This window comes from Candidatus Koribacter versatilis Ellin345 (assembly GCF_000014005.1).
In the GTDB taxonomy this organism is placed as follows: Bacteria; Acidobacteriota; Terriglobia; order Terriglobales; family Acidobacteriaceae; genus Korobacter; species Korobacter versatilis_A.
The window spans coordinates 61455-85082 of the sequence record NC_008009.1 but is presented as its reverse complement, the minus strand read 5'-3'; the positions used below and the strand labels follow the sequence as shown (position 1 = coordinate 85082).

The following is a 23628-nucleotide window of genomic DNA, read 5'->3' as shown; positions in this document are numbered from 1 at the left end:
GGGAGCCGATGATTCACACGGCTTACATTGCGCTCGGTTCGAACCTCGGAGACCGGCAGGCCAATCTGCTCGACGCGATCGCTCGCATCGGCGGATTAGGCGGGGTGAAGCGGGTGTCGTCGTGGTATGAAACCGAGCCCGTCGAGATGACGGACCAGCCCTGGTTCGTGAATGCGGCCCTGGAACTCAGCACCAATCTGGAACCGATCGCCCTGTTGCGCGGCTTGCTCCGGGTGGAGCAAGCCATGGGCCGACACCGCGAAATACCAAAAGGCCCGCGGAATATCGATCTCGACCTGCTGCTATTTGATAACGAAGTGATTAACACACCAGAGTTGACGCTGCCGCATCCAGAGATGCACAATCGCGGCTTCGTGCTCGCGCCGCTGGCAGAAATCGCTCCCGACGCCGTTCATCCACTGCTGCGCAAGACCGCATCAACACTGCTTGAAACGCTCATCGATCCAGCGGAAGTGCGACGCGTTCCGCCCTCCGTCGAGTAGAAAATTCGTGGTGCGGAAGTGCTAAGCACCGATGCCGCAGGACATCGTCGAGGTCCGAACTTCGACATAAGCTCTATGTTTTGAAGAGTAAACATGTCCAACGGACGACATCGCGGAAACCTGCATGGGCAGCGGGTGCGGCGGGGGTGGCCTGTGGAAAACCCGCATAAAATCTAGTGAAAATGCTGTTCAAACTGAGCGCGGCTGTAATATGATGTGCGCAATTGAGCGCCGCCGATACGCGGAAAGCCGCATGGATTGCGGGTTTCCAAGTGATTCAGGCAAGCAGCCTGCTTAGGCGGAGGCACTCAAATTCAAGGAGGATTTTTCCTATGGCATCAGGCATGACCAAGACACAGCTCGTCCGCCACATGGCAGAGAGCCATGAGATCAGCAACAAGACCGCCGCAGCGTTCCTCGAGTCGCTCGCGGAAGTCGCCATCAAAGAGACCAAGAAGAACGGCGTATTCGTAATTCCGGGTCTCGGCCGTCTCGTGAAATCGAACCGCAAAGCGCGTGTGGGCCGCAACCCCCAGACCGGCGAGCCGATCAAGATTCCTGCGAAGACCGTCGTGAAGTTCCGCGTGGCCAAGGCCGCGAAGGACTCCATCGCCCCCAGCAAGAAGTAGTTCTTGCTTCTCGGATATGCAGAAGGCCGGCTGTATGCCGGCCTTTATTATTGCCGGCCTTTATCATTGCTGCCGTTTGTTATTGCTGCCCTGCGTTATTTATTGCTGCTTTGTATCAGGGCAGCGCTTCAGCGCTGCCGAACAGCACCCTGAAAGATTGGGGGCTTCAGCCCCTGCACTCACTTCTCGTCCGCGCTTGCTCCGTAGAGCCCCGGCACCGGCACATCCAGCAAGCGCAAATACACGATTAATTCCGCCCGATGATGGATCATGTGATTCATCACCATCCCGCGCAGAACCGCGATCCGCGACATCGTGAAGATGACCTGCTCGTTATCGCGCAACGTCCACGGCTTCAGGATGTAGTCGTCGCTCGCCTCCATCAGCGCGCCACGATACTTCGCCAGCTCCGCCTCAAAGTGCGCGATCATATCCTCTTTCGTTGCGAAGTCAGGAATGGCACTGCCCACACCGTGAACATTGAGTTCATCGCTGGTGAGCACATTCGCACCCCAACCGGGCATGATGGCGCAATGCCCCGCTAGCCACTTCAGCGTGCCCGACTTTACATGCGGCTTCCAATCGGCTTTTTCATACGGCACGCGCTCGAGAACCCTGCGCGTGTTTGCCATCTCATGTTCCAGCTCACCCGTCATCGACTGCCCGTAGGACATAAAAACTCCTGCATAGGAAATGAATGAGAGAGTAGCTTACGCCGAAAAGTACACGCGTGGGAGGCGTTTAGGTGGTGGCTTTCTGCTTTCGTCCCTGGATCTCGATATACACATTGATGAGTGACACCGCCGCCGGCGTAACCCCTGGAATGCGGCTCGCCTGGCCGATGGTTTGCGGACGTACCCGCTGCATCTTCTCGCACATTTCGCGCGAAAGGCCGCTGACGCTCGCGTAATCGAACCACTCGGGGATCACGCGCTGCTCGGAGCGCTTCAGACGATCAATCGCCTTCGTCTGCTGGTCGAGATAGCCGGCATATTTGATTTCGGTCTCAACCGCTTTCAGCTCGTTGCGGATGTCTGACACGAATTCGCGCTCGGAATCGCCGCGTTCGAAGAAGGTGGGCTGCACTCGGCGGATAATTTGTTCGAACGCCGCGACATCGCTCTCCGGACGTTTTAAAAGTTGTACAACTGTCGAACCGTCAATGTTCCCGAACTTCTCTGCCAGTTCCACGGGCAGTTCGCTGGTGCGAATGCGCGTCTTTTCCAGCGTCATTTTGAGCTCGTCCATGCGTTGCTGCTTCGCCAAGTGCGCATGCCAGGCCTCGTCTTTGATCAACCCGACGCGGCGCCCATGCGGCGTCAATCGCCGGTCGGCGTTATCAATCCGCAAATGCAGCCGGAACTCTGCACGCGAGGTGAACATCCGGTAGGGCTCGTTGGTCCCCTTGCTGATGAGGTCGTCGATCAGGATCGCCGTATAAGCCTCAGTGCGATCGAGCACCAGCGGCGGTTCATGCTTCACTGCCAGCGCAGCATTGATGCCCGCCATCAGCCCCTGGCATGCCGCCTCTTCGTAGCCACTGGTGCCGTTGATCTGTCCTCCGAGATAGAGGCTACCAATCTTCTTCGTCTCTAGCGTGCGCTGGAGTTCCGTCGGGTCAATCGAATCGTACTCGATGGCGTAACCCGGCCGCAGCATCTCCGCGTTTTCGAGTCCTACGATCGAGTGCACCATGCGCAGCTGCACATCAATCGGCAGTGAGGTGCTCATGCCGTTCACGTACACCTCGTACGTGTTCAGGCCCTCGGGTTCGAGGAAAATCTGGTGCGTCTCTTTGTCCGGGAACTTGACGATCTTGTCTTCAATCGACGGACAGTAGCGCGGACCGGTAGATTGGATCTGCCCGCTGTACATCGGCGAACGATGCACGTTCTCGCGGATGAGCTGGTGTGTCTCCGGCGTCGTGTGCGCGATGTAGCAAGGCACCTGCTTCTGCGTGATCTTCTTGGTGCGGAAGCTGAATGGCGTCGGCTCGGCATCGCCCGGCTGCACCGCAAACTTCGACCAGTCAATCGAGCGGCCGTCGAGTCGCGGCGGCGTACCGGTCTTCAATCGGCATCCACGCAGCCCCATCTTCTTCAGCGATTCGCCAAGCAGCACCGATGCCGGCTCACCGCTGCGTCCGGCAGGATATTGCTCTTCACCGCAATGAATCAGCCCGTTGAGAAAAGTGCCGGTGGTGATGACCACTGCCAGCGCGCCCACGGTGCGTCCATCGCGCAGCTTGATCCCACGAGCAATTTTCATGCGCTCGGGATGCGTCGGATCGCTCACATCTTCCACGATCAGGTCGGCAACTTCTGCCTGCTTGATCTTGAGGTTCGGCTCGCTCTCCAGCACCTCGCGCATTTTCAGACGATACTGCTGCTTGTCGCACTGCGCGCGCGGCGACCACACCGCCGGTCCGCGCGAAGTGTTCAGCAGGCGAAACTGGATGCCAACCGCGTCAGTCACTTCGCCCATGATGCCGCCGAGCGCGTCTACCTCGCGCACCAGGTGCCCCTTCGCAATCCCGCCCACCGCCGGATTGCACGACATCTGCGCGATCAAATCGACGTTAAGCGTGTAGAGCGCGGTACGCAGCCCCATGCGCGCAGCCGCCATCGCGGCTTCGCACCCAGCATGCCCGGCGCCGACCACAACTACGTCGTATTGTTCGGTGAACCCCACTTCTTTATTTTACCGGGGTTTTTGGAATGCTGGGTTCCCTGAGACAATCCAGTCGCTAAGGGAAGGCTATTTATCAGGTTCGAGTTCGGCATTCAGTCGAATGTCTCCACCATTGACTTTCAACTTCCGTTCCCACGTCTTGAAGCCCTTTTTCCGCACCACCACGCTGTGCTCTCCGGGCGTGGCCTCGACAGTGGACGGCGTGTTCCCCACGAATGCGGCGTCGATTTCGATATCTGCACCATCCGGCTGAGAGGCTACCGCGATCTTAATAGTTGCAGCTTTCGTCAGTTCCGGAGCCGGGGGTGGCGCAGGTGTTGAATTCGCGGGAGTACTCGGTGCACCCTGGTTTGAGGTTGCCGCTCTCATTTTTGCTTCATTTGCCGACCAGTGTTTTTGGATAGCTTCGCATGCTTCCTGCACCGAACCACCCAACGAAAGAGTCGACTTGCTGATAATTACATCCCCCGAGGCGTGTTCGAATACGGCGACCTTGTTACGATGTCGCAGATAGCCCTTCCCGCCTTCGTGATCTAGTTCAACAATGTAGTCAGCTTTCGCCTCAATATTGTTCACTTTCACGGTGGGGCACCGTTCCCCGAACGTTTTGATAATCTCAGCGGTTTGTGGTCGAGCACCGCCTTGCGACGATGCGCCCCAATTCCCGCCGGACCCTCCAGCTGCGGCATGGGTTTCCCACGATTGACTGTCAGTAACGAATACTCTGGGACCATCTTCAGGTTTGTCTTGCGAGAATGCAGCCGGGTAATTAATGCCAAGAGTTAACGCCAATATGAAGATAAATCTCAAAAAGACCTCCCACGTGTAACGTCTGCGAATTCTACTTCCGGACTACAGACTTATCGACTTACGTCGGTAAGTACCGGCTCGTGCAGGGTCCGTCCACATCACACCCTCCTGTGACGTACCCGCCCCTTTCGCGATATATTGCTTGGGTTCCCAAATGCATCGTGACTGATGAGGAGCGTTATGGAGACCCAACAACTTCTGCACGAACTCGACGCGCATATCTCGAAATACGATCTGCTTTGCCATCCTTATTACAAGGCGTGGAGCGCCGGAACGCTCACTCGTGAAGATCTCGCCGCTTATGCGGGCGATTACTACCATCACGTCGCGGCATTTCCCGCGTACCTGAGCGCGTTCCACTCGCGTCTGGAAGATGGCGAAACCCGTCGCACCGTCCTTCGCAATTTGGCGGACGAAGAAATCTCGGGCCGTGCTCACAGCGACATCTGGCTCGACTTCGCCGCCGGCATGGGTGCGGATTGCGACACCGTCCGCTCGTCGCAGCCAATGGATTCGGTCGCCAACGCGATCGCCTGGTTCCGCAACATCGCCGCCACCGGCACCCGCGCCGAAGCGCTTGCCGCGTTCTATGCGTACGAGTCGCAGGTGCCGCGCGTGGCGGAAGAAAAGTCAAAGGGTTTGAAGGAACGTTACGGGGCCGACCGCAAAACCTGCGGCTACTTCGACCTGCACAAGTACGCCGACGTCGAACACTCCCGCGTGTGGGGCGACCTGCTGGCGCAGGAGTTAGAAGCGCACCCCGAACAGCGCGAAGCTGCTCTGGCCGCGTCCGAACAAGCCGCAAAGGTTTTGTGGGAAGTGTTAGACGGCATGGAAGCGCGCCGCATGACAGTGGTGTAGTTCGTCAGTAAAGACGAAAGTTCACTTCCACCGCGGTCGAGTACGAAATTGGCTTTCCCTGGTACATAGACGGTTCGAACTTCCAGGTTCGGACCGTTTTTATTGCCTGCTCATCAAGGCTCTTCTCCAGGCTGCGCGTCACCTTCACATCGTCAACCGTACCATCCGACAGCACGGTGAGCGATAAGATCACGTTTCCCTCGAGCCGCTTCTTCCGCGCGTAATCCGAGAAATTCGGTTGCGGCGTGAAAGTCGCTTTTGGGACTGTCGCGCAGTCGTCACGCGGGGCTTTGAAGGGACAATGTGGGATATCCTGCGGTGGCTGAGCACCTAAGCCCTGCGCCATGCCAATAACCAGGAGCGCGGAAAAGAAGAACCGCACGTTGCAACCTCGCGGCCACAAATTGTGCACCTCGCATCGCCGTCGGGCAAGCGACATCTTTGAGTGCATACACAATGGTTTATGCCTTGCGCAGGATTCAGCAGCGAGTGGTCAATCATCTTAGAAATTTCAGAATAGGTGTAGCCGAGGGAGGCCATAATGCTGCGACTCTACTCCGTCGCGAAGTTGGCGCGCAAAAGGAAAAAGGCTCCTCCAAACTCTGAGGGGCCCCTCCACCCGCGCTCAGTTGCACGCGGTAACTTCGATGCGGTCATACCACCGCGAACTTAATAGCGCTACGCTGCTCGCTGAACTTCCGGTGCCGGCATCTCGAGCACCAGCCCTGCAGCGCGGGCACGGTTCTTTTGTGCTTCAATCGAGCGCAGCTTGCGCATTAACAGGATCAACGTCACCAGTGCCAGCGCAATCCACGGATCCGGTGTAGCGATCGTTGCCAATTCGTCCCGCAGATCGTGGCGGAGTTTCTCGCCGCCAAGGCTCTCGAGCAGCGGGTTCACCGTTATCGCGGCTGCCGCTGGTTCCGCCCACCCGGCACGCGCCGGAATGAACAGTTGCCGCCCCTGCTCTGACTGCTTGATCATCTTCTGCAAGTCAGGACGAATCGGCGTGGCCTGCGACTGCACGGCGCTGATCATGAGGAACACAATCATCCCCGCCAGCATCGCCCAACCTGTTCTCGCCAGTAGCCGTTTTCCCGTCACACAAACTTAGATGCAGATTCTGACAGAGAGTCGCTTCACCCGCGTAAATGCGGGATGAATCCATGATGAACTCGAGCAGACAACCTTTCCCTTTCGCGATGCCTGCGTTACAGTGCCACTCTGAAAATTGAGTAAGGAGAAGTCCATGCCTCATCCCGTCATGTATTTCGAAATCGGCTGCCGCGATGTGGCTGCCACCCGCGACTTCTACAAATCCCTCTTCGACTGGGAGATGGACGAGAGCAAGCCCAACTATGTCGGGCTCCCCAAGGGCGCCGCGCATGGCATCGGCGGGCACATCATGTCTCTCGGACATGAGCCTCACCAATACACCTTGTTCTACGTCGAAGTAGAGGACATCGCGGCCTATGCCGAGAAGGCAAAGGGCCTCGGTGGCAAGGTGGTCGTCCCGCCGGTGGACATCGGAGAAGGCAAGTTTGCCTGGATCCAGGACAACGGCGGCAATACGGTTGGGCTCTGGGAACCTTCTAAGTAGCAGATTTTAAGTGGGATTAAGGCACGAACCGGTGGCTCGAAGCAAAGCCTCCGCGTGCTAGAATTTCCACAGTTCCCAGCGTATCTGAGAGACCCTTTTGATCGAACTGGCGCCTTCCATTCTATCGGCCGATTTCGCCCGCCTCGCGGAGCAGGTCGAAGCCGCGATACAGGGCGGTGGGACCGTCGTGCATTTCGACGTCATGGATGGCCACTTCGTTCCGAATATTACGATCGGGCCGCCGGTTCTGAAGTCGTTGCGTAAGGCCGTGAAGGCTCCGATCGATTGCCACCTGATGATCGAGAATCCCGACGCCTACATCCCGGCATTTGCCGATGCGGGCGCGAATTGGATCTCGGTGCACCAGGAGGCTTGCCTTCATCTCGACCGGACCCTGCACCTGATCAGGGACCATGGCTGCCGGGCCGGTGTGGTGATCAATCCGGCAACTCCGGTTGAAACACTCTCGGAAGTGCTGGATATCGTGGACTACGTCTTGGTGATGTCGGTGAATCCGGGTTTCGGCGCGCAGCCGTTCATTCCGGCCACGTTACACAAGGTGCGGAAACTCGTCGCGCTGCGGAACCAGGGCGGGACAAATTTCCGGATTGAAATTGACGGTGGCATGGCTCTGGATACGATTGGCGAAGCTATTCGCGCCGGGGTCGAGATCGTGGTTGCTGGAAACGCTGTCTTCGGCAAAGGCGATCCCGCCGAAAATGCAAGAGAGCTATTGAAGGCCGCCAACAGCGCCACGCTAGTCAAGGTCTAAGGCGGTTTGTATCAGGGCAGCGCTTCAGCGCTGCCAAAAAGTTGCATAAGCCCAGGTTTTTGCCTGTGGTTTGTATCAGGGCAGCGCTTCAGCGCTGCCGAATAAGGTCGCAGGAATTTCGGGGCTTTTAGCCCCTGCGGTCCGTATCAGGGCTCGGCTTCAGCCGTGCCGAAAGAGTTGCAGAAGAGCGGGGGCTTTAGCCCCTGCACCAAAGGTAGGTCGTAATGTTTCGTCGTGCTCTCATAACCGCTGCCATCGGATTGGCAACGCTGGCAGCCACCGGCTGTCACAACAAGAAGGTTTCCAACCCGATCGCCAACATCGACTCCAAGCAGCCGGACAAGGTGTTGTATGACCGCGCGATGGACGCGATGAAGCACAACAAGTTCGATGTTGCGCGCGTCACCCTTCAGACCCTGATCAACACCTACCCGGATTCCGAGTTCATCGCCCGCGCCAAGCTCTCGATCGGCGATTCCTGGTACGCCGAAGGTGGATCAGCGGCCATGACCCAGGCCGAAAACGAATACCGCGACTTCATCGTCTTCTTCGGACAGTCCATGCCGAACGAATCGGCGGAAGCGCAGATGAAGATCGCCGGCATCCACTACGACGAAATGGAGAAGCCAGACCGCGATTACACCCACGCCAAGCGTGCGGAAGAAGAATATCGCCAGATGATCCTTCAGTTCCCCGACAGTCCGCTGGTTCCGAAAGCGAAAACGCGGCTGCTCCAGGTACAAGAGATCCTGGCGCAACGCGAGTTCCTCATCGGCAAGTTCTACATCATGCGCGAGGACTATCCGGCGGCCGTGGCGCGCCTGCAAACTCTTTCCGACACCTATCCGTTGTTCAGCGGCTCTGACGAAGCGCTCTTCTTGCTCGGCGAAGCACACCAGGCAGAAGCGAACCTGGTCCGCAAGGCGTCGCGCCTGGCCGAGACCCAGCGCGCTAATGCCATCGCCGGTTTCGAAAAGGACGCTGTCGCCGCCTATTCGAAAATCATCACACGCTATCCGGCAACCGATCGCGTAGAAGCCGCGAAGAAGAAGCTCGCCGAACTTCACGCGCCTATCCCGACGCCAACGCCGGAAGCCATCGCGCAGAGTAAGGCGGAAGAAGCAGGCCGCGGGCATTTGACCAAGAAGTCGGAAATGATGAGTTTCATGAAGCACCATCCGGACACTTCTATGGCCACCAATCATGGCGATCCCATCATGGTGGATCCGCCGCAGACCAGCGCCGTCGACCTCGTACACAACGCCAACGCAACCTTGATTGGAAAGCCTGCTCCCACCAAGGGCGGCAGCGGTATTACCCTCGAGACACCGACCGGCACCGGTCCAGCGCCGGAAAACCAGCCGATCCCGCGTTCGGACAGCGGCGCGACGGCTCCCACAACCGCAGCTCCCGTGGAAACCGGTACGCCGACGCCCACCGCTCCATCCACGAGCGGCGGGGCCTCCAGCACCACACTCAGTGCAGCTCCTGCCAGCACCGCTACCGCGGCTCCGACCAGCGCACCTGCGACCAATACGGCAGCAGCGCCGGCACCAACCCGTGTGAACGACGCCAATACCGATTCGAGCAACGCGACGACGCAATCCACCACCAGTTCTACCGCAGCGCCGGCCGCGCAGGACTCGAGCCAGACCCCGCAAGATTCTTCGAGCAAGAAGAAGAAGAAGCACGGGATCGGAAAGCTCAACCCGTTCTAGACGCGGTATCTATCTCAGGTGAAAACCGGCATATTGCGTGCCGGTTTTCTCATTTAGGATTGGTTTAAACCTTGGTGACTAACGTAAGAAGCCTTATGCAGAGATTCCGGATTGACTCTTACCGCTGGAACCATTAACTTTTGAGCCACCGCTTCTCCTGCCCTTTTTGCGCGAAGGATTCTTTCCGTGGCTTTAAAGATTCTGCTGGCCGACGACAGTATGACTGCCCAAAACATGGGCAAGAAAATATTGACCGACGCCGGCTATGAGGTTGTGGCCGTAAGCAATGGCGCAGCCGCTGTTAAAAAAATCGCGGAAATTAATCCCCAGCTCTGCATCCTCGATATCTACATGCCGGGCTACACCGGCTTGGAAGTTTGCGAAAAGATTAAGTCCTCGAGCGTTACGGCCCGCATCCCCGTCCTGTTGACGGTGGGCAAAATGGAGCCCTACAAGCCTGAGGAAGGCGCCCGGGTACGCGCCGACGGTGTCATCGTCAAACCCTTTGAGGCCAGCGAGTTACTGCGCGCTGTGCACCGATTTTCGCAGCGAATCGCAAACGTAGCCCAGCCCGGACGACCCGGAGCACCAGCGCAACCCGCGTCGCCACAAACACCGCCGCCACCGCCGGCTTCCACGCCAGCGACCTACGAGCGGACGGTGAAGCTGACCCGCGAACAGATCCAGGAATACATGGAGCCCGGCCTGCAGGGATGGCGAGGCGGTACTTCTTCTCCCGAGCACGCCGGCGCGCACGCGCGCACCGAAGCGCCGGACATGCCGAAATCGCCTGCATACCCGGTGGAAGGCGTGGTCGCCAGCATGAAGACTGGGTCCACTTCGGACGCCATGCCGGCGTTTACGATATCGGGCGCGGTGGCTGAGGCAGAAACCTCCACCGTCGTCGCGGAAACATCGGCTGCCGTCGCCGAACTCGAGACGCCCGCTGTTCCCGTGGAAACTGTCGCGATGGAAACCGTGGCAATGCCGGTCGAATCCGCGCTCGCCGCTACTGAGATCGCGCCCGTCACAGACGTTGCCATCGTGACAGAAGAACCTGCGCCGGTCTCCACCGAAGCCGCGGTTTCGGTCGCGGAAACCGCGCCGCCCGTGCCAGAAATCGCCGCGCCCGCAATAGAGCCAGAAGCACCCACAGAAGCGCCGATTGCAAGCGCATCGTCCGTGCTTCCGGGTTTCGTAGACTACCTGATCGCGCACTCGAGCGTAGAAACTGCGCCGGAAACCGTGGTTCCCGCGGAGATTGCGCCGGAAACACCTGTTGCGGTCGCGGAAGCCGCACCGGAAACCGTCGCTGCCCTAGAAACAGAAACACCCGTGGTTCCCACGCCCGAAGCGGCGCCCGTCGCCCTGGAGAGCAACGAATTCGCGGTGAGTGCGCCTGCAGAACCGGCGCCTCTCGCGGTTGAGCCTGCGCCCGTCGCGGAAATTTCCGTCGATCCCGCGCTGCAGCAGACCGCAGATGGCGTGCTTCCGACGGGAGCAGGATTCCTCTCTGACGATATCCGCGCCGCCCACGACATTGGCCACAAGATCCCCGCCGTCGATCCCGCGCTCGAGATCACGCCCGAAGTCGCAATCACCGCGACACCGGACCCGCACCTGGAATCGAACGAGCATATCCACGTAGCTAACGCGACCGAAGATGGCTTGGTTCCGACCTCGCGCTCGGCGGAATCCGAAGGCGTGGTCACCACCGAAGATCCGAACCTCTCCCCGATGGAAGGCCTGACCGATGCAGTCCTGCCACTCGAAGGCGGACGGCTCATCATCGAAGAACCTGCGCACGTCGCGGAACCATCGGAGCCCGAAGCAGTAGCGGAAGCGATTGCTACCGAGACCGCTGTCGAAACTCCAGCGGAGACGGTTGCGACGGAAGCAGTCACTACCGACACACCAGCCGTAGAAGCAGTTGCTACCGAGGCTGCTCCTGGCGAGACACCTGTTGTTCAAGAAGCGGTCGTCGAGACGTCTGCAGTCGAAGCACCCGTAGCCGAAACGCCGGCCGTAGTTGAGACGCCATCCGTCGAGTCCACTCCTTCCAAGTCGGGAAAGAAGGCGCGCAAGGGAATGCGCCCGATTCCCGCTACCACATCTGGAACCGAGACTCCGGCAGAAGCATCAGCCCAAACGGCCGAGAACACCACTGCTCCGGCAGAAACCGCTGCGGTCGCCGAAGCTGCGACAGTCGCGCCGGAAACGCCAGCCCCGCCAGTCGAAGAAAAGAAGGAAGCTCCTTCGGCGAAGGCGGATGTCACGGAAGAGATTGCGGCCGTGCTCGACTTGCTCGGCCAAACCACCACGTCTTTGAGCCCTTCGGCTCCGGGAGCTGGTGTAGCGGCGGCCAGTGCCGCCGTGGAAGAAGCGCCCGCCGTCGTCATTGGCGCGGTGCGCGTTTGGATGGCGGAAGAAGTAGCGCTGTCCGAAGCAGAAACAACCATATCGCTCGAGAACGAAATGCGCATTGCTCAAGCGCCGAAGGAAGTTGTGCCCGAAGCTGTCGTCGAGCCGGTTGCAGTTGCTGAACCGTCCGTGACTGCGGAAGTGGCGCCACAACCTGAGGCTGCAACAGCAGCGCCTGCGGAGGAAACGGTGCGGGATGACAAGAACGCGCCCCAACCCGCGGTGACCCCGGACACGGGAGTTCCACCTCCCGATGCCGGAGCATCGCCCACCCAAGAACTGGCGGCAGCCATGGCTGCCGCGTTCGGCGGAGCCTTGCCCCAAGAGGACCTGGCTCGTGCCGAAGAGACGCAGTCGATTTCGGAAGAGGTTCGCCGCTTTGCCATGGGCGACGCCTATAAACCGAAACCGGCTGTCGGTTTCGGCGGCGCCGCCATTGAAGATCCAAGCGAGAAGAGCATCCCCTCGCAGGACAAGCTGGCCGCAGCCATCAGCCGAGCGCTCGATCGCCTGAAGCCACAGATCGTGGCCGAGATCCTCAAAGAACTCGAAGCCGGCGAAGAGAAGTAGTTAAAGTCGAAGTACTCCGCAAATTCTTGTCAGAAGTAAGCCCTCCGAAAACGGAGGGCTTCTTCTTTGCGACAAAGCTCAGTTCCTCACCGTCAACACCGCGCACCTGGCGTGACAGATCACGTCGCACGCTATCGTGTGACGGAAATGCGTGACCGCTTCCGGATGCTCGGAACGATGCAGACCCATCGCGATCGCATCTACATTGAGTTCGCGCGCGAGCTTCACGATCTCCTCCGCAGTCTCGCCACACCGCACCACGCACTCCACTTGTCCGTCGCCGAGCGAATATTTCGGGATGAGCGCGTTCAGCTTCTCGAACGCCGCGGTCTCAGTCTCGTGTCGACGGTCCGCCAGCGTCGCGCTTCGACTCCAGTCACCATTCTTGCGATGTGGGATCAGCGGAATCACATGCAGCAGGATGAGCGGCACGCCGCGCTCGCTAGCAAAGCTGGCGACATATGGGATCGCCTGCAACGATGCCGGCTGGAAATCTGTAGCAAGCAAGATGGGATGCGGCTCGCGCGTGTTCTCGACTCCGGAAAGCGTGAAGTCAGGCCCGACGGTCAACACCGGACACTCGGCACGACGGATGATCTCTTCCGCAACCGAGCCGAGCAGAAGACGCCCGAGACCGCGGCGACCGTGCGTGCCGATGACGATCATGTCGGCCTCTAGCTCATCGATCAGCGAGCGGATCTGCGGCCATACTTCACCGTCGCGAACGATGCAGTCGTGCGCAACGCCATCGAGCAGGCCCTTGATGGCGAGTTTGTGCTCAAAGGAGTGAAGATCACGGATCGCGATGTCATCGGCAACCGCCACAGCTTCGGGACCCACGAGTTTCAGTCCCATCGAACACACGATATGTGCCATGTGCAACGTAGAGCCGAAGTGCCGCGCAACTGCCGCAGCGTGACGCATCGCGCGTTCGGATTCGAAGGAGAAGTCGGTAGCGAAGACAATGGATTGCGGACGAATATGAAGGGCTGCCTTGAGAGGCATACACACCTCGCTTCCTGCTAAGGAAATCATCGCGCAGAAGACAACCGGTGCGCTGTGACGTAGGACACAACGGGGTTACGCAGTGGTTACGGTCGCGATCCTCGTGTCCGCAGGAAGGTCGTAAGGGAAGCGGTCTTTGAGCTTGAGGAAATGCTTCTCAAAAGCGTTCCAGGTGAGCAGCGCGAACGCGTACGTGAGCAGACCGCAAACGACCATGCCAAAGATAATCGCGATCGAGAGCGGAAGTCCATAGCCGCGCAGCGCATTAACGATCGGCACCATCGCTTCGCGCTTCGCCACAAGATGGAAGATGTACATCGAGTAGCTGTACTTTCCGGCGTTGCGTAGGAATGCCGAGCGCGTGATCTTCGCCAGAAGAGTTCCGTCGCCGGTGTGTGCGATCCCGTAGAAGATCAGCGACCCACACATCAGCGCCATCAGCGAATAGCTTACGGTTACGTATCCCGCGAACCTTCCGAGTTCGGCATGCGCGAATTCGTTCGCGGCAAAGAGCACCAACGACGCCGGCGCAACAAACTTGAAACATCGTTGCGCGACCGTCATCCAGTGCTCGTCGGTAGCAATCCACGCGAGCAGTCCACCAAGCGCGAGCGTATCGAACCGCGTAAAAGTCGCACGGTGGATGTACTCCACTTCATAGCCCCGCAGATCGCAGACCAGTCGCAGCGCCGTCGAAAGCACAATCGCGCCGATGCAAAGCAGCGGAACCCGCTTGCGGCTGCAGAGCCAAATCGCCAGAGGCCATACGAAGTAGAACTGCTCTTCGATGGCGAGCGACCAGAAGTGTCCCATCGCGCCCACAATATTCCCCAGCGTGTCGTGCCAGTTCACAAGGTAGGTCCAGTACCAGATCTGCTCGGAACGCAAGGTCGAACGCGCGCCGTACAGGTGTTCGAGCCACGGCAGCTCAACATAGAAGAAGAGTGCGACCGCCAGGAAGTAGAGCGGAAAGATGCGCAGCACGCGTCGCGCATAAAACGAGCTGAAGTACTGTGGCGATTCCTTCGTATGCAGCAGGATGCTGGTAATCAAAAATCCCGAGAGCACGAAGAAGAGGTCAACGCCGTTGCCGCCGTAGAAGAACGCCCAATACACGGCCGCCAGTTTCCCGAAGTAGACCGGCGTATCGCCGGAAAAATGAAAGCCCATCACGGCGAGGATCGCGATGCCGCGAAGCCCGTCGAGCTCAGGGATATGTTGCAGGCCCTCTTTAACGCGCATGGACATCTGCATTGTAGCGGGACAACCTAGTCCCAGATCACTACTTTCCTGTCGGCAAAAATCCGTTAAGCCAGCCCTGAAAGTGGACGAGTCGCCCCATCCAGCAATCCATTTTCCTTCCCTGGTTCGCACTGCTCACACTATGACAATGTCGATCTTCAACTCCATTTCGCGCGCTCTCTTCACCGTAGGATTGCTCGCAATCTCGCAATTCTCACTCGCTGACTCCACCGTCACCAAGGAGCGAACCACCACCAAGCTTGCCGAGGGAATCTACGAGATCCGTCATCCCGACGCCCCCGACACCTTCCCCCAGGGAAACACCACCGTCATCATCGGCAAGCGCGCCGTGCTGGTGGTCGATTCCTGCCTGCTGCCTTCCTCCACCCGTCAGGACATCGCACAGATCCGCCAGTGGACTTCGCTGCCGGTCACGTACCTGGTCAACACGCACTGGCATTTCGATCACACCCTGGGAAACGCGACCTATGCCGAGGCGTTTCCCGCAATCCAGATCATCGCCAGCCGTCCCACACAAAAGATCATCGGCGATTACAACCCTGGCGTCCTGACGCGCTATCCATCGCGGGCGCAACGCTTCCAACAAGTGCTCGACACCGGGAAAGATCTGAACGGCGAAACCATCGGGGAGACGGTTCGAAAGGAATACGAGAAGGCATTAGCGGGACTCGGGCCGGTAGCAGAGGAATTCAAGACCGCGCACCAGCTGGCTCCGAATGTCTCGTTCGAACATGAACTCGACATCGATCTAGGCGACCGGCCGGTACGAATTCTCTTCCTCGGCCGCGCCAATACCGCGGGCGACACCGTCGTCTACCTGCCCAACGACAAACTGGTAGCCACCGGCGATGTCCTCGACCACCCGGTGCCCTACATGTTCGGCGGCTTCCCCGTAGATTTCGTAAACACCCTGCGCGAGTTGGCCGCTATCGACGCCAACATCTTCGTCCCCGGCCACGGCGACGTCCAGCACGACAAGACATACATCACGCAGGTGATCGACTTAATGCAGTCGGTGAATACCGAAGTCGAGAAAGAGATCAACGACGGCAAGACCTTAGAAGAAGCGCAAACACAAGTGCCGAAGGCGCTCGAGTCAAAGGGTTGGAAAGAAAAATTCGCAGGGAAGAACGACGACGATCAAAGCTTCTTCGACGAATCGTTTGCAGGGTTGGTAAAGAGCTCCTACAACCAGATCAAGGCGCGATAAGGGTTGCGCCGCGGGTTGATTGGATAACCGGGTCCGCTGCCATCATGATTCTTTCCTACCTTCTCCCCTCCAAAACCGCGTGGGTGCCCCGGGTCTCGCGGGGTTCGAGACCTGGGCGGACGAGAATCCCGGCACCACCCTCACCTCGCCGAACTTCGCTGGTGGGATCGACTTTAACTTAGTTACCACCCAATCTTTCCACGGCTCCACGCTCGCTGTGACTTCAGACACTGCCTCGAGGTGCAGACATCCTCTCTCCCAAGTCTCGAAAATCGCGAGACCCGGGGCACCCAAAGTTCGCTCTTGGGATGAAGACAGAACAGAATTAAAGATCATTCCGACCGGACCCGGGGCACCCGGCATAGATCGAGAGAGCCTTGTCCCTGACGAGGGCTTGCCGGATCTTGCGGACCGTGTCACGGTCGGACGAATTCTCTTTCTGCTGGTCCGCCGTGGGTTGCGACTTGTCGCGGTCGCGTTGATTGACGGCGGTATTGTCGGGCTTGGTCGAATCCTGTGGTGGGGATTGCGCGAAGCCCAGGGTGGCGGCCATCGCTGCCAATCCGAGTCCACACTTCAGAGTGGTGCTGCTCATGTTTGAACCCTCCCGTTTGTGCTACGCGATGGGATGTGGGGGAGTATCGGGGAGACGTCATAGGATTCAAACCCGCCGCGTGAATCGTGGGTTGCGGCTCAATTTGGCTTGGGTGGGTGGAGAAGCGGAAAACTAGGGGACAGACAGAAGCCTCCCCGAATATTTCTTACACTCTCGTCCGTGGCGAAAATGCCGGGGGCGCGCAATTTTTCTTGGCAAATGTGCAAAATTGACCATTCCTATTCAGCAGCAACCCTCAAACTTTCGCTTAACAATGTTTTTGCGCGACGAAGTTCACGCAGGCGCGCTTCTCCACACCGGGTGCGACACACAAGAGACGTTGTTTTATTTCTGGCCATAGGAGTTCACGTGGACCCGCACACCAAAACAACGACGGCATCCAGAGAGCCATCCAACGGCAGCGGCTTAACCGAAGCGAAGGTGATTGCGCCGGCAGAACTGTTCTCCACCGGCATTGCTGGGCTGGACGATATTCTCGGGGGAGGCCTGTCACGAAATCATCTATTTCTGATAGAAGGAGACCCGGGTACAGGCAAGACAACGATTGCGATGCAGTTCCTGCTGGAAGGGCTCCGTGGCGGACATTCGGGACTCTACGTCACGCTCTCGGAATCGAAACATGAACTGCTTGAAATTGCTCGGGCGCATGGCTGGTCGTTTGATGCGATTCCGATCTTCGAGATGGTCCCGGATGACAAGCAGCTTAAGCCCGAAGCGCAGTACACCGTATTCAACCCTTCAGAAATAGAGCTCACCGACACCATTAATTCCGTCTTGGAAGAGGTTGAGAGACTACACCCGGTTCGGGTGGTTTTCGATTCGCTGTCCGAGCTGCGGTTGCTGGCGCGGGACCCGTTGCGGTATCGCCGGCAGATCCTGGCGCTCAAGCGCTACTTCTCCGGACGAGACTGCACAGTAATGTTGCTGGACGACCGTACCGCCGACATACAGGACCGGCAACTCCAGAGCATTGCGCACGGCGTGATCATGCTGGAGAGCTTGGAGCGAGAGTATGGAAGCAAGCGACGCAGGCTGGAAGTGAAGAAGCTGCGAGGCTCGGCATTCCGCGAGGGTTTTCACGATTACAGCATTCGGCGCGGCGGGGTCGAGGTGTATCCCCGGCTGATTGCCTCGGAGCATACCTCGACATTCACGCAAAAGGCAGTGAAAAGCGGTCTGGATGAACTCGACAAATTGCTCGGGGGTGGTTTGGACACGGGCACCAGCACACTTCTTTTGGGACCCGCAGGATGCGGAAAGTCCACGATCGCACTGCGCTATGCAAAGTCAGCAGCGGAAGAAGGCAACACTGCCGCCTTCTTTGCTTTTGATGAATTGTTGGCAACCCTGACGAAGCGGGGGAAAGGGCTCGGGCTCGAGGTAGAGCAACATGTTCATTCCGGGAAACTGTCGCTTCGACAAGTAGATGCCGCGGAGTTGTCCCCAGGCCAATTGGTCCACGAGATCAGGCAACTGGCCGAGACGAAAGAGTTGAAGCTACTGGTGATCGACAGCCTCAATGGCTTTCTCAACGGAATGCCAGGCGAGAAATTCCTCACCATGCAGTTGCACGAACTGCTCGCTTTTCTGGGTCAAAGAGGAGTGACGACCTTGATGACCGTGGCGCAGCACGGTTTCGTCGGCTCCAACATTGATACGCCTGTGGATGTGAGCTACCTGGCCGATACCGTCCTGTTATTTCGATACTTTGAGGTAGCCGGCGAGGTACGCCAGGCACTTTCGGTAATCAAGAAGAGAAGCGGGGCGCACGAACGGACAATTCGCGAACTATTGATGAAGAACGGAGGCATCACGGTAGGAAGCGTGCTGACCGAGTTCGAAGGGGTGCTGACAGGCGCACCAAAATATCGAGGAAACCCGGCGGGCATGCAGACCCGCGGCGCGCGTGTTAACAGGAGTGCGGCGGATGAACAACCTCGACCGTGATCTACGCGTTCTGGTACTGGCTCCCACCGGGCGGGATGCGGAACTTATATCCGACCTGCTAACGAGCAAGGGTATCCGTTGCGAGCAGCCGGGAACGTTGGCGATGGCCCGAATCGAGATGGCTGCGGGCGTAGGCGCCTTGCTGGTAGCGGAAGAGACGCTCACATTGCCGGAAATTACGGCGTGGGCGGCACAGGTAGCGCTACAACCATCATGGTCGGACTTCCCAATCATTCTTTTGACAATGTCCGGAGAGGTTGACGAGGAGAGTCAAAGGAGATCGCTGCTTCGGAAGCCGCTCGGCAACGTGGTACTACTGGAACGGCCGGCGCGGCCTGAGACTCTGGTGAGCACAGTGCAGGCAGCTTTGCGCAGCCGTCGCCGGCAGTACCAGATGCGGGATTACTTGGCAGTTCAGCGGCTGGCAGAAGAAGCGTTGCGAAAGTCCGAAAAACTGGCGGTGGTTGGACGGTTGGCCGCGAGCATGGCTCACGAAATCAACAACCCTTTGGCATCTGTGACCAATCTTCTGTATCTGATGGGCCAGTCTGGAAGCCTGTGGGAGTGCCAGGAATATGCACAGACAGCGGGACGCGAACTCGCGCGTGTTTCCGAAATCGTCACCCAGACCTTACGGATATACCATCAGACAGGCAGGCCTGAACTGGTTAGCCCAGCAGAAATTGTGAATTCCGCACTGAACCTTTTCCGCGCGAGATTGACGGCAGCTCAGATCGTGGTGCAAACGGATTTTCGCGAGTGTCGGCCTGTGCTGGCGATGGGCGCCGAACTCAGGCAGCTAATCCTCAACATGATAGGAAATGCGCTGGATGCGATGCGAACGGGGGGAATGCTGAAAATTCGAGTCGCGGCGAGCAGCGAACGCAGCAACGGCTCCCGTCCCGGCGTGCGAGTCACGATTGCAGATTCCGGATCGGGGATTCATCCTGCCATCAAGGAGCAGTTGTTTGAACCTTTTGTCAGCACCAAGGGCGACACCGGAGCGGGTCTGGGGCTGTGGGTGAGCTCCGAAATCGTCCGTAAACATAGTGGAAAAATCCAGGTGAGAAGCAGCGTCTCGCCACCCGCTGCGGGGACTGTTTTCTCGATATTTCTTCCCGAGCGGCCGCACTTCGAATCCAGGGTCTTCTTTGCAAGAGCTGTCTAAAGACAGTTGCGTAGGCCTGGTTAAGCGACGCTTGTGGGATCTTCATGTCCTCGAAACCCGATATCCCAGGGAGTGGGCGCGAACTCCCGTAGCGGCGTAGTCATCGTAGCCTGACGGTTTCCACAGAACAGACAGATCGCCCCCACCTGTCGCAAGTCAACTTCCCGTGTGACCTCGGTCTCGCGAATTCCAAGCCAACCAGCCACCACGGGACCGTGGCATACTTCGCATGGGTAAGCGGACAAATGCAACGATTGGATTCTCATTGTCAAACTATAGGTAGGAACACGGAGCCTGGATGGTCAATTTTGACCTGTATCCTGCCGCCACGCAGGTCCACCGGAAACGGGGCACTGATGATGACAATGCACAAGCTAATCGTGCAGCACCACGCTCATCAATGAGCTGTGAATGCTCATTCCGCCACCGTTGTAGTCAATGAATCCCAGCTCCCTGAAGCGATTCAGAAAATAGCTCACCCGCGAGCGCGTGGTGCCGATCATTTCGGCAAGCGTTTCCTGGCTCATCTTTGCGATCACTGGAATCGGCTTCGATTCATTTCCGAAGTTCGCCAGCAACAGCAGAAGCCGCGCCAACCGCTTCTCACTGGAATTGAAGAGCTGATCCACCAGGTCCGCTTCCATGCGGATATTCCGCGACAGGACATAAGCAAGAAACCGTTCGCCGAAGACCTTGTCCTTATGAAGCAGGTTCAACATCACCAGCTTCTCCACCCGGATCAGAGTGCTCCGCTGCAGAGAGCTCGCAGTCGACATCCTGAGCGGCTGACCCGCCAGGCAGCCTTCCCCAAAGAAGCTGCCTTCCGCAAGGATAGCGACGACCGCCTCTTTACCGCGCTTCGACACCACCGTCAGCTTGATCTTTCCCGACTGAATATAGAACACCGCATCCGCCAGATCGCCTTGCGCGAACAGGGATCCATTCCGTTGAAACTCTTTGCCGGAACTCCCCGATCCCAACCTGTCGAGCAGAGTATGGGCATCGAATGCCGGGTCCGTGGGAACCGCCGGGGCCCTTCGCTTCGGAACCACCAGTTTCCGGCGCGAAGCCGCCGTCGCGAGCGCAGTCGCTGGCGACGAAAGTCTTCGCGGCCGCTTGTTTGTTGTTGATACAGAACGCCTGATTGCCATAGCCGCCTCCTTCGCGCCCATGCTGCGAGCCTGCCGCAGGTCATAGTAAACCCATCCATTCAGCCGTCGCATGTTGCGCTCGCCTGACATCGAGATGAGGGCTGGAGCCAATTCGCTATGGCCCGGCTTCGCCAGGAGGCGAATGCCGAACCTCTTTCAGGAACCACCCACCGAGTACTTGTATCTACATCATCTTCCATTTGCGGGGAAAAACATGAGCTATTTTGACCACGCCATTTCTCCGCTCAAAACGCATGGGGAAATCGTTGAACCCGACGAAAACACGGGACCGACAGAATAAATACCAATTCTCTTCCGGCTGCGTTGCGCCTGTTTCCCTATTTACCCCTCAGTAAACAAAATCTTCCAACTTTCCTGTACCACCTTTGCGGCAAACCCGACAAGTTAGAAGAAATCTACGGTCCAGGGCACGGTTAGCGCGGTTCTGGGAAAAAAATGGCGGGCAAAACCGGTCCCACTTATAGGGTACGTGTCTGTAAATCATCAGTAAATATGCACTTGGAAGACTATGTTAACCAACTTCTAACTTCGGGTTTTACCGTAAGTTTTCCTCGTTTCTTCGGGTTTCACCATACGGAAAAAGCCACATTTTCACCGTAGCGGCGATTCAGGCCGAAAAAAACCCTGCTCCAGGGAGCAGGGTTTTTTGTGAAGCAGTAAAACTGAAAACTACGCCGGGCTCGGACGTTCCCCCGGCTGCAATCCCGGACGGCTAGGCTCGGGTCGCAGCACTTGCTGCACATCATCACCAGTCGCGTTGCCGCCGCTCGGCGGGTTGATGCGGTTAGGCATCGGCCTGCCTTCAACGAGCGCCTTGATCTCGATGGCGTCGAGCACTTCACGTTCGAGCAGTGCTTTCGCCATCGCGTGCATGACGTCGGTACCGGTCTCAAGGACGTGCTTCGCTTTGTCGTAGCCTTCCTGGATCAGGCGGCGGACTTCGCCGTCGATCTTGATGGCGGTGTCTTCCGAGTAGTCGCGGTGCTGGCTGATCTCGCGGCCGAGGAAGATCTGCTCTTCCTTCTTGCCGAAGGTCAGCGGACCGAGCTTGCTCATGCCGTACTCGCAAACCATCTGGCGGGCGAGTTCGGTAGCGCGCTCAATGTCGTTGCCGGCGCCGGTGGACATCTGGTTGAGGAAAATCTCTTCCGCCAACCGCCCGCCCATCATGATCGCCAACATCGTCTCGAGATAGTCACGCGTGTAGTTGTGCTTATCGGTCTCGGGCAACTGCATGGTGACGCCCAAGGCCATGCCGCGCGGGATGATCGTTACTTTGTGCAGCGGATCCGCGTGCGGCAACTTGGCGGCGACCAGTGCGTGGCCCGCCTCGTGATAGGCCGTGACCTTCTTCTCGTCGTCGGTCAGCAGCATGCTCTTGCGCTCGGCGCCCATCAGGACCTTGTCCTTGGAAACCTCAAAGTCGTACATCAGGACGACCTTGCGGTTCTGGCGCGCGGCGTTGAGAGCGGCTTCGTTGACCATGTTCGCGAGGTCGGCGCCGGAGAAGCCCGGTGTGCCGCGCGCGAGCACGGAGAGATCGACATCGTCAGCCAATGGAATCTTGCGGCTATGAACGCGCAGGATCTCTTCGCGGCCGCGAACGTCAGGACGCGAGACCACCACGCGGCGATCGAAACGCCCAGGGCGCAGCAGCGCCGGATCGAGTACGTCAGGACGATTGGTGGCGGCGACGAGGATGACGCCTTCGTTGGATTCGAAGCCGTCCATCTCAACGAGCAACTGGTTCAAGGTCTGCTCACGTTCATCGTGTCCGCCGCCGAGACCGGCGCCACGATGGCGGCCGACCGCGTCGATTTCATCGATGAAGATGATGCAGGGAGCATTCTTCTTGCCCTGTTCGAAGAGGTCGCGAACGCGGCTTGCGCCGACGCCGACGAACATCTCAACGAAGTCAGAACCGGAGATGCTAAAGAACGGAACATTGGCTTCGCCGGCAACCGCGCGGGCGAGCAAAGTCTTACCGGTTCCCGGAGGTCCGACGAGCAACACGCCCTTGGGGATGCGTCCGCCGAGCTTCTGGAACTTCTGGGCTTCGCGCAGGAACTCGATAATTTCCTTGAGCTCTTCCTTGGCTTCATCCACGCCGGCAACGTCTTTGAACGTCACCTTCTTCTGGTTCATGGAGAGCAGGCGCGCTCGCGATTTCCCGAACGAGAGGGCCTTGTTTCCGCCGGTCTGCATTTGGCGGATCATGAAGAACCACAGAGCGCCGAGCAAGATGAGTGGAGCGAAATTCAGGATCCACTGCCAGGAGCTGCCCTGGTTGTCCTTCACCGTGATGTTGACGCCCTTATCACGGAGGTCCTTGTACATGTCGTTGTAGTTGGGCGGGACGGTGGTATGGAAACCACTGTTGCCGTCCTTGTACTTACCATGAACTTCGGCGCCGGTAACGGTGACCGCGGCGACCTTGGTCTGGTTCACGTCGTCAAGGAACTGGGAGAAATTGATGTCCTGTTCTTTGATGCCACTGGTGCCTTGCTTCAGAACCTGCCAGAGCAGGACACCTGCCAGGATGATGACAAGCCAGAACACGACCGTCTTAACGGTGGAATTCACGAATGTTGCTCCTCTAGTGCCGTCGGCGCGCGGTTTCCAGCTTGGCGCACACGACGGCGGACGGCGAACCGGGTAAACCCAACGCCGCT

At 58.4% G+C, this 23628-nt stretch carries 20 protein-coding genes; 10 read left to right on the top strand and 10 right to left on the bottom strand.

Annotated elements, in window-relative coordinates; genetic code table 11:
• Positions 1-8: 8 nt before the first annotated feature.
• The gene (gene folK, locus ACID345_RS00425; RefSeq protein WP_011520890.1) at positions 9-503 is read left to right on the top strand and encodes a 2-amino-4-hydroxy-6-hydroxymethyldihydropteridine diphosphokinase; all 495 of its coding nucleotides are present in this window, start codon (positions 9-11) and stop codon (positions 501-503) included.
• Between the two features lie 332 nt (positions 504-835).
• Positions 836-1132 (top strand): HU family DNA-binding protein, encoded by a 297-nt coding sequence (locus tag ACID345_RS00420; protein WP_011520889.1) that lies wholly within the window; start codon positions 836-838, stop codon positions 1130-1132.
• 179 nt (positions 1133-1311) lie between these two features.
• Here ACID345_RS00420 and ACID345_RS00415 read toward each other — a convergent pair whose 3' ends face one another.
• The 3 genes from ACID345_RS00415 to ACID345_RS24945 all read right to left on the bottom strand — a co-directional run bounded on the left by ACID345_RS00415 (position 1312) and on the right by ACID345_RS24945 (position 4633).
• Positions 1312-1806: a DinB family protein gene (locus ACID345_RS00415; RefSeq protein WP_011520888.1), complete on the bottom strand. Its 495-nt coding sequence runs from the start codon at positions 1804-1806 to the stop codon at positions 1312-1314.
• Between the two features lie 67 nt (positions 1807-1873).
• The gene (mnmG, locus tag ACID345_RS00410) at positions 1874-3823 is read right to left on the bottom strand and encodes a tRNA uridine-5-carboxymethylaminomethyl(34) synthesis enzyme MnmG (RefSeq protein WP_011520887.1); all 1950 of its coding nucleotides are present in this window, start codon (positions 3821-3823) and stop codon (positions 1874-1876) included.
• A gap of 66 nt (positions 3824-3889) precedes the next feature.
• A complete protein-coding gene (locus ACID345_RS24945; protein ID WP_011520886.1) occupies positions 3890-4633 on the bottom strand; it encodes a PEGA domain-containing protein in 744 nt (247 codons plus the stop codon).
• Positions 4634-4813: 180 nt separating this feature from the next.
• Between ACID345_RS24945 and ACID345_RS00400 the strand changes: the two genes are divergently transcribed.
• Positions 4814-5494, top strand: a complete 681-nt coding sequence (locus ACID345_RS00400; RefSeq protein ID WP_011520885.1) for a CADD family putative folate metabolism protein — start codon at positions 4814-4816, stop codon at positions 5492-5494.
• Between the two features lie 4 nt (positions 5495-5498).
• Here the strand turns inward: ACID345_RS00400 and ACID345_RS00395 are convergent, their stop codons facing one another.
• Both ACID345_RS00395 and ACID345_RS00390 read right to left on the bottom strand, forming a co-directional pair.
• Positions 5499-5876: an energy transducer TonB gene (locus ACID345_RS00395; RefSeq protein WP_041855303.1), complete on the bottom strand. Its 378-nt coding sequence runs from the start codon at positions 5874-5876 to the stop codon at positions 5499-5501.
• Between the two features lie 296 nt (positions 5877-6172).
• The gene (locus ACID345_RS00390) at positions 6173-6598 is read right to left on the bottom strand and encodes a hypothetical protein (RefSeq protein ID WP_148209966.1); all 426 of its coding nucleotides are present in this window, start codon (positions 6596-6598) and stop codon (positions 6173-6175) included.
• 145 nt (positions 6599-6743) lie between these two features.
• Here ACID345_RS00390 and ACID345_RS00385 point away from each other — a divergent pair, with 145 nt between their 5' ends.
• From ACID345_RS00385 to ACID345_RS00370, 4 genes are all read left to right on the top strand, one after another.
• Positions 6744-7094: a VOC family protein gene (locus ACID345_RS00385; protein ID WP_011520882.1), complete on the top strand. Its 351-nt coding sequence runs from the start codon at positions 6744-6746 to the stop codon at positions 7092-7094.
• Between the two features lie 97 nt (positions 7095-7191).
• On the top strand, positions 7192-7866 hold the full coding sequence (rpe, locus tag ACID345_RS00380; protein ID WP_011520881.1) for a ribulose-phosphate 3-epimerase: 675 nt from the start codon (positions 7192-7194) through the stop codon (positions 7864-7866).
• A 224-nt stretch (positions 7867-8090) separates the two neighbouring features.
• Positions 8091-9584, top strand: coding sequence for an outer membrane protein assembly factor BamD (gene bamD / locus ACID345_RS00375; protein ID WP_011520880.1), 1494 nt, complete (start codon positions 8091-8093; stop codon positions 9582-9584).
• Positions 9585-9770: 186 nt separating this feature from the next.
• Positions 9771-12575: a response regulator gene (locus ACID345_RS00370; RefSeq protein WP_011520879.1), complete on the top strand. Its 2805-nt coding sequence runs from the start codon at positions 9771-9773 to the stop codon at positions 12573-12575.
• Positions 12576-12653: 78 nt separating this feature from the next.
• Here ACID345_RS00370 and ACID345_RS00365 read toward each other — a convergent pair whose 3' ends face one another.
• Together ACID345_RS00365 and ACID345_RS00360 are read right to left on the bottom strand one after the other, a co-directional pair.
• On the bottom strand, positions 12654-13580 hold the full coding sequence (locus ACID345_RS00365) for a universal stress protein (protein WP_011520878.1): 927 nt from the start codon (positions 13578-13580) through the stop codon (positions 12654-12656).
• Between the two features lie 75 nt (positions 13581-13655).
• On the bottom strand, positions 13656-14822 hold the full coding sequence (locus tag ACID345_RS00360) for an acyltransferase family protein (RefSeq protein WP_187148914.1): 1167 nt from the start codon (positions 14820-14822) through the stop codon (positions 13656-13658).
• Between the two features lie 142 nt (positions 14823-14964).
• Here ACID345_RS00360 and ACID345_RS00355 point away from each other — a divergent pair, with 142 nt between their 5' ends.
• Positions 14965-16053 carry an MBL fold metallo-hydrolase gene (locus ACID345_RS00355; protein ID WP_011520876.1) on the top strand — a complete coding sequence of 363 codons (1089 nt, stop codon included), beginning with the start codon at positions 14965-14967 and terminating at the stop codon, positions 16051-16053.
• A 325-nt stretch (positions 16054-16378) separates the two neighbouring features.
• Here the strand turns inward: ACID345_RS00355 and ACID345_RS00350 are convergent, their stop codons facing one another.
• On the bottom strand, positions 16379-16648 hold the full coding sequence (locus ACID345_RS00350; protein ID WP_011520875.1) for a hypothetical protein: 270 nt from the start codon (positions 16646-16648) through the stop codon (positions 16379-16381).
• Between the two features lie 369 nt (positions 16649-17017).
• On the opposite strand from ACID345_RS00350, the gene ACID345_RS00345 reads away from it, so the two are divergent.
• Both ACID345_RS00345 and ACID345_RS00340 read left to right on the top strand, forming a co-directional pair.
• Positions 17018-18616 (top strand): ATPase domain-containing protein, encoded by a 1599-nt coding sequence (locus ACID345_RS00345; protein ID WP_011520874.1) that lies wholly within the window; start codon positions 17018-17020, stop codon positions 18614-18616.
• A 139-nt stretch (positions 18617-18755) separates the two neighbouring features.
• The gene (locus tag ACID345_RS00340; protein ID WP_228370710.1) at positions 18756-19784 is read left to right on the top strand and encodes a sensor histidine kinase; all 1029 of its coding nucleotides are present in this window, start codon (positions 18756-18758) and stop codon (positions 19782-19784) included.
• 374 nt (positions 19785-20158) lie between these two features.
• Here the strand turns inward: ACID345_RS00340 and ACID345_RS00335 are convergent, their stop codons facing one another.
• Both ACID345_RS00335 and ftsH read right to left on the bottom strand, forming a co-directional pair.
• Positions 20159-20935 carry a Crp/Fnr family transcriptional regulator gene (locus ACID345_RS00335; protein ID WP_011520872.1) on the bottom strand — a complete coding sequence of 259 codons (777 nt, stop codon included), beginning with the start codon at positions 20933-20935 and terminating at the stop codon, positions 20159-20161.
• Positions 20936-21625: 690 nt separating this feature from the next.
• Positions 21626-23539 carry an ATP-dependent zinc metalloprotease FtsH gene (gene ftsH / locus ACID345_RS00330; RefSeq protein ID WP_011520871.1) on the bottom strand — a complete coding sequence of 638 codons (1914 nt, stop codon included), beginning with the start codon at positions 23537-23539 and terminating at the stop codon, positions 21626-21628.
• Positions 23540-23628 lie beyond the last annotated feature (89 nt).

Bases quoted from the DNA above. Each gene is read 5' to 3' on its own strand.
- ACID345_RS00420 (WP_011520889.1), top strand. From the start codon at position 836: ATGGCATCAGGCATGACCAAGACACAGCTCGTCCGCCACATGGCAGAG.
- ACID345_RS00400 (WP_011520885.1), top strand. From the start codon at position 4,814: ATGGAGACCCAACAACTTCTGCACGAACTCGACGCGCATATCTCGAAA.
- folK (WP_011520890.1), top strand. From the start codon at position 9: ATGATTCACACGGCTTACATTGCGCTCGGTTCGAACCTCGGAGACCGG.
- ACID345_RS00355 (WP_011520876.1), top strand. From the start codon at position 14,965: ATGACAATGTCGATCTTCAACTCCATTTCGCGCGCTCTCTTCACCGTA.
- ACID345_RS00385 (WP_011520882.1), top strand. From the start codon at position 6,744: ATGCCTCATCCCGTCATGTATTTCGAAATCGGCTGCCGCGATGTGGCT.
- ACID345_RS00365 (WP_011520878.1), bottom strand. From the start codon at position 13,580: ATGCCTCTCAAGGCAGCCCTTCATATTCGTCCGCAATCCATTGTCTTC.
- ACID345_RS00415 (WP_011520888.1), bottom strand. From the start codon at position 1,806: ATGTCCTACGGGCAGTCGATGACGGGTGAGCTGGAACATGAGATGGCA.
- ACID345_RS00360 (WP_187148914.1), bottom strand. From the start codon at position 14,822: ATGCGCGTTAAAGAGGGCCTGCAACATATCCCTGAGCTCGACGGGCTT.
- ACID345_RS00335 (WP_011520872.1), bottom strand. From the start codon at position 20,935: ATGGCAATCAGGCGTTCTGTATCAACAACAAACAAGCGGCCGCGAAGA.
- bamD (WP_011520880.1), top strand. From the start codon at position 8,091: ATGTTTCGTCGTGCTCTCATAACCGCTGCCATCGGATTGGCAACGCTG.
- ACID345_RS00350 (WP_011520875.1), bottom strand. From the start codon at position 16,648: ATGAGCAGCACCACTCTGAAGTGTGGACTCGGATTGGCAGCGATGGCC.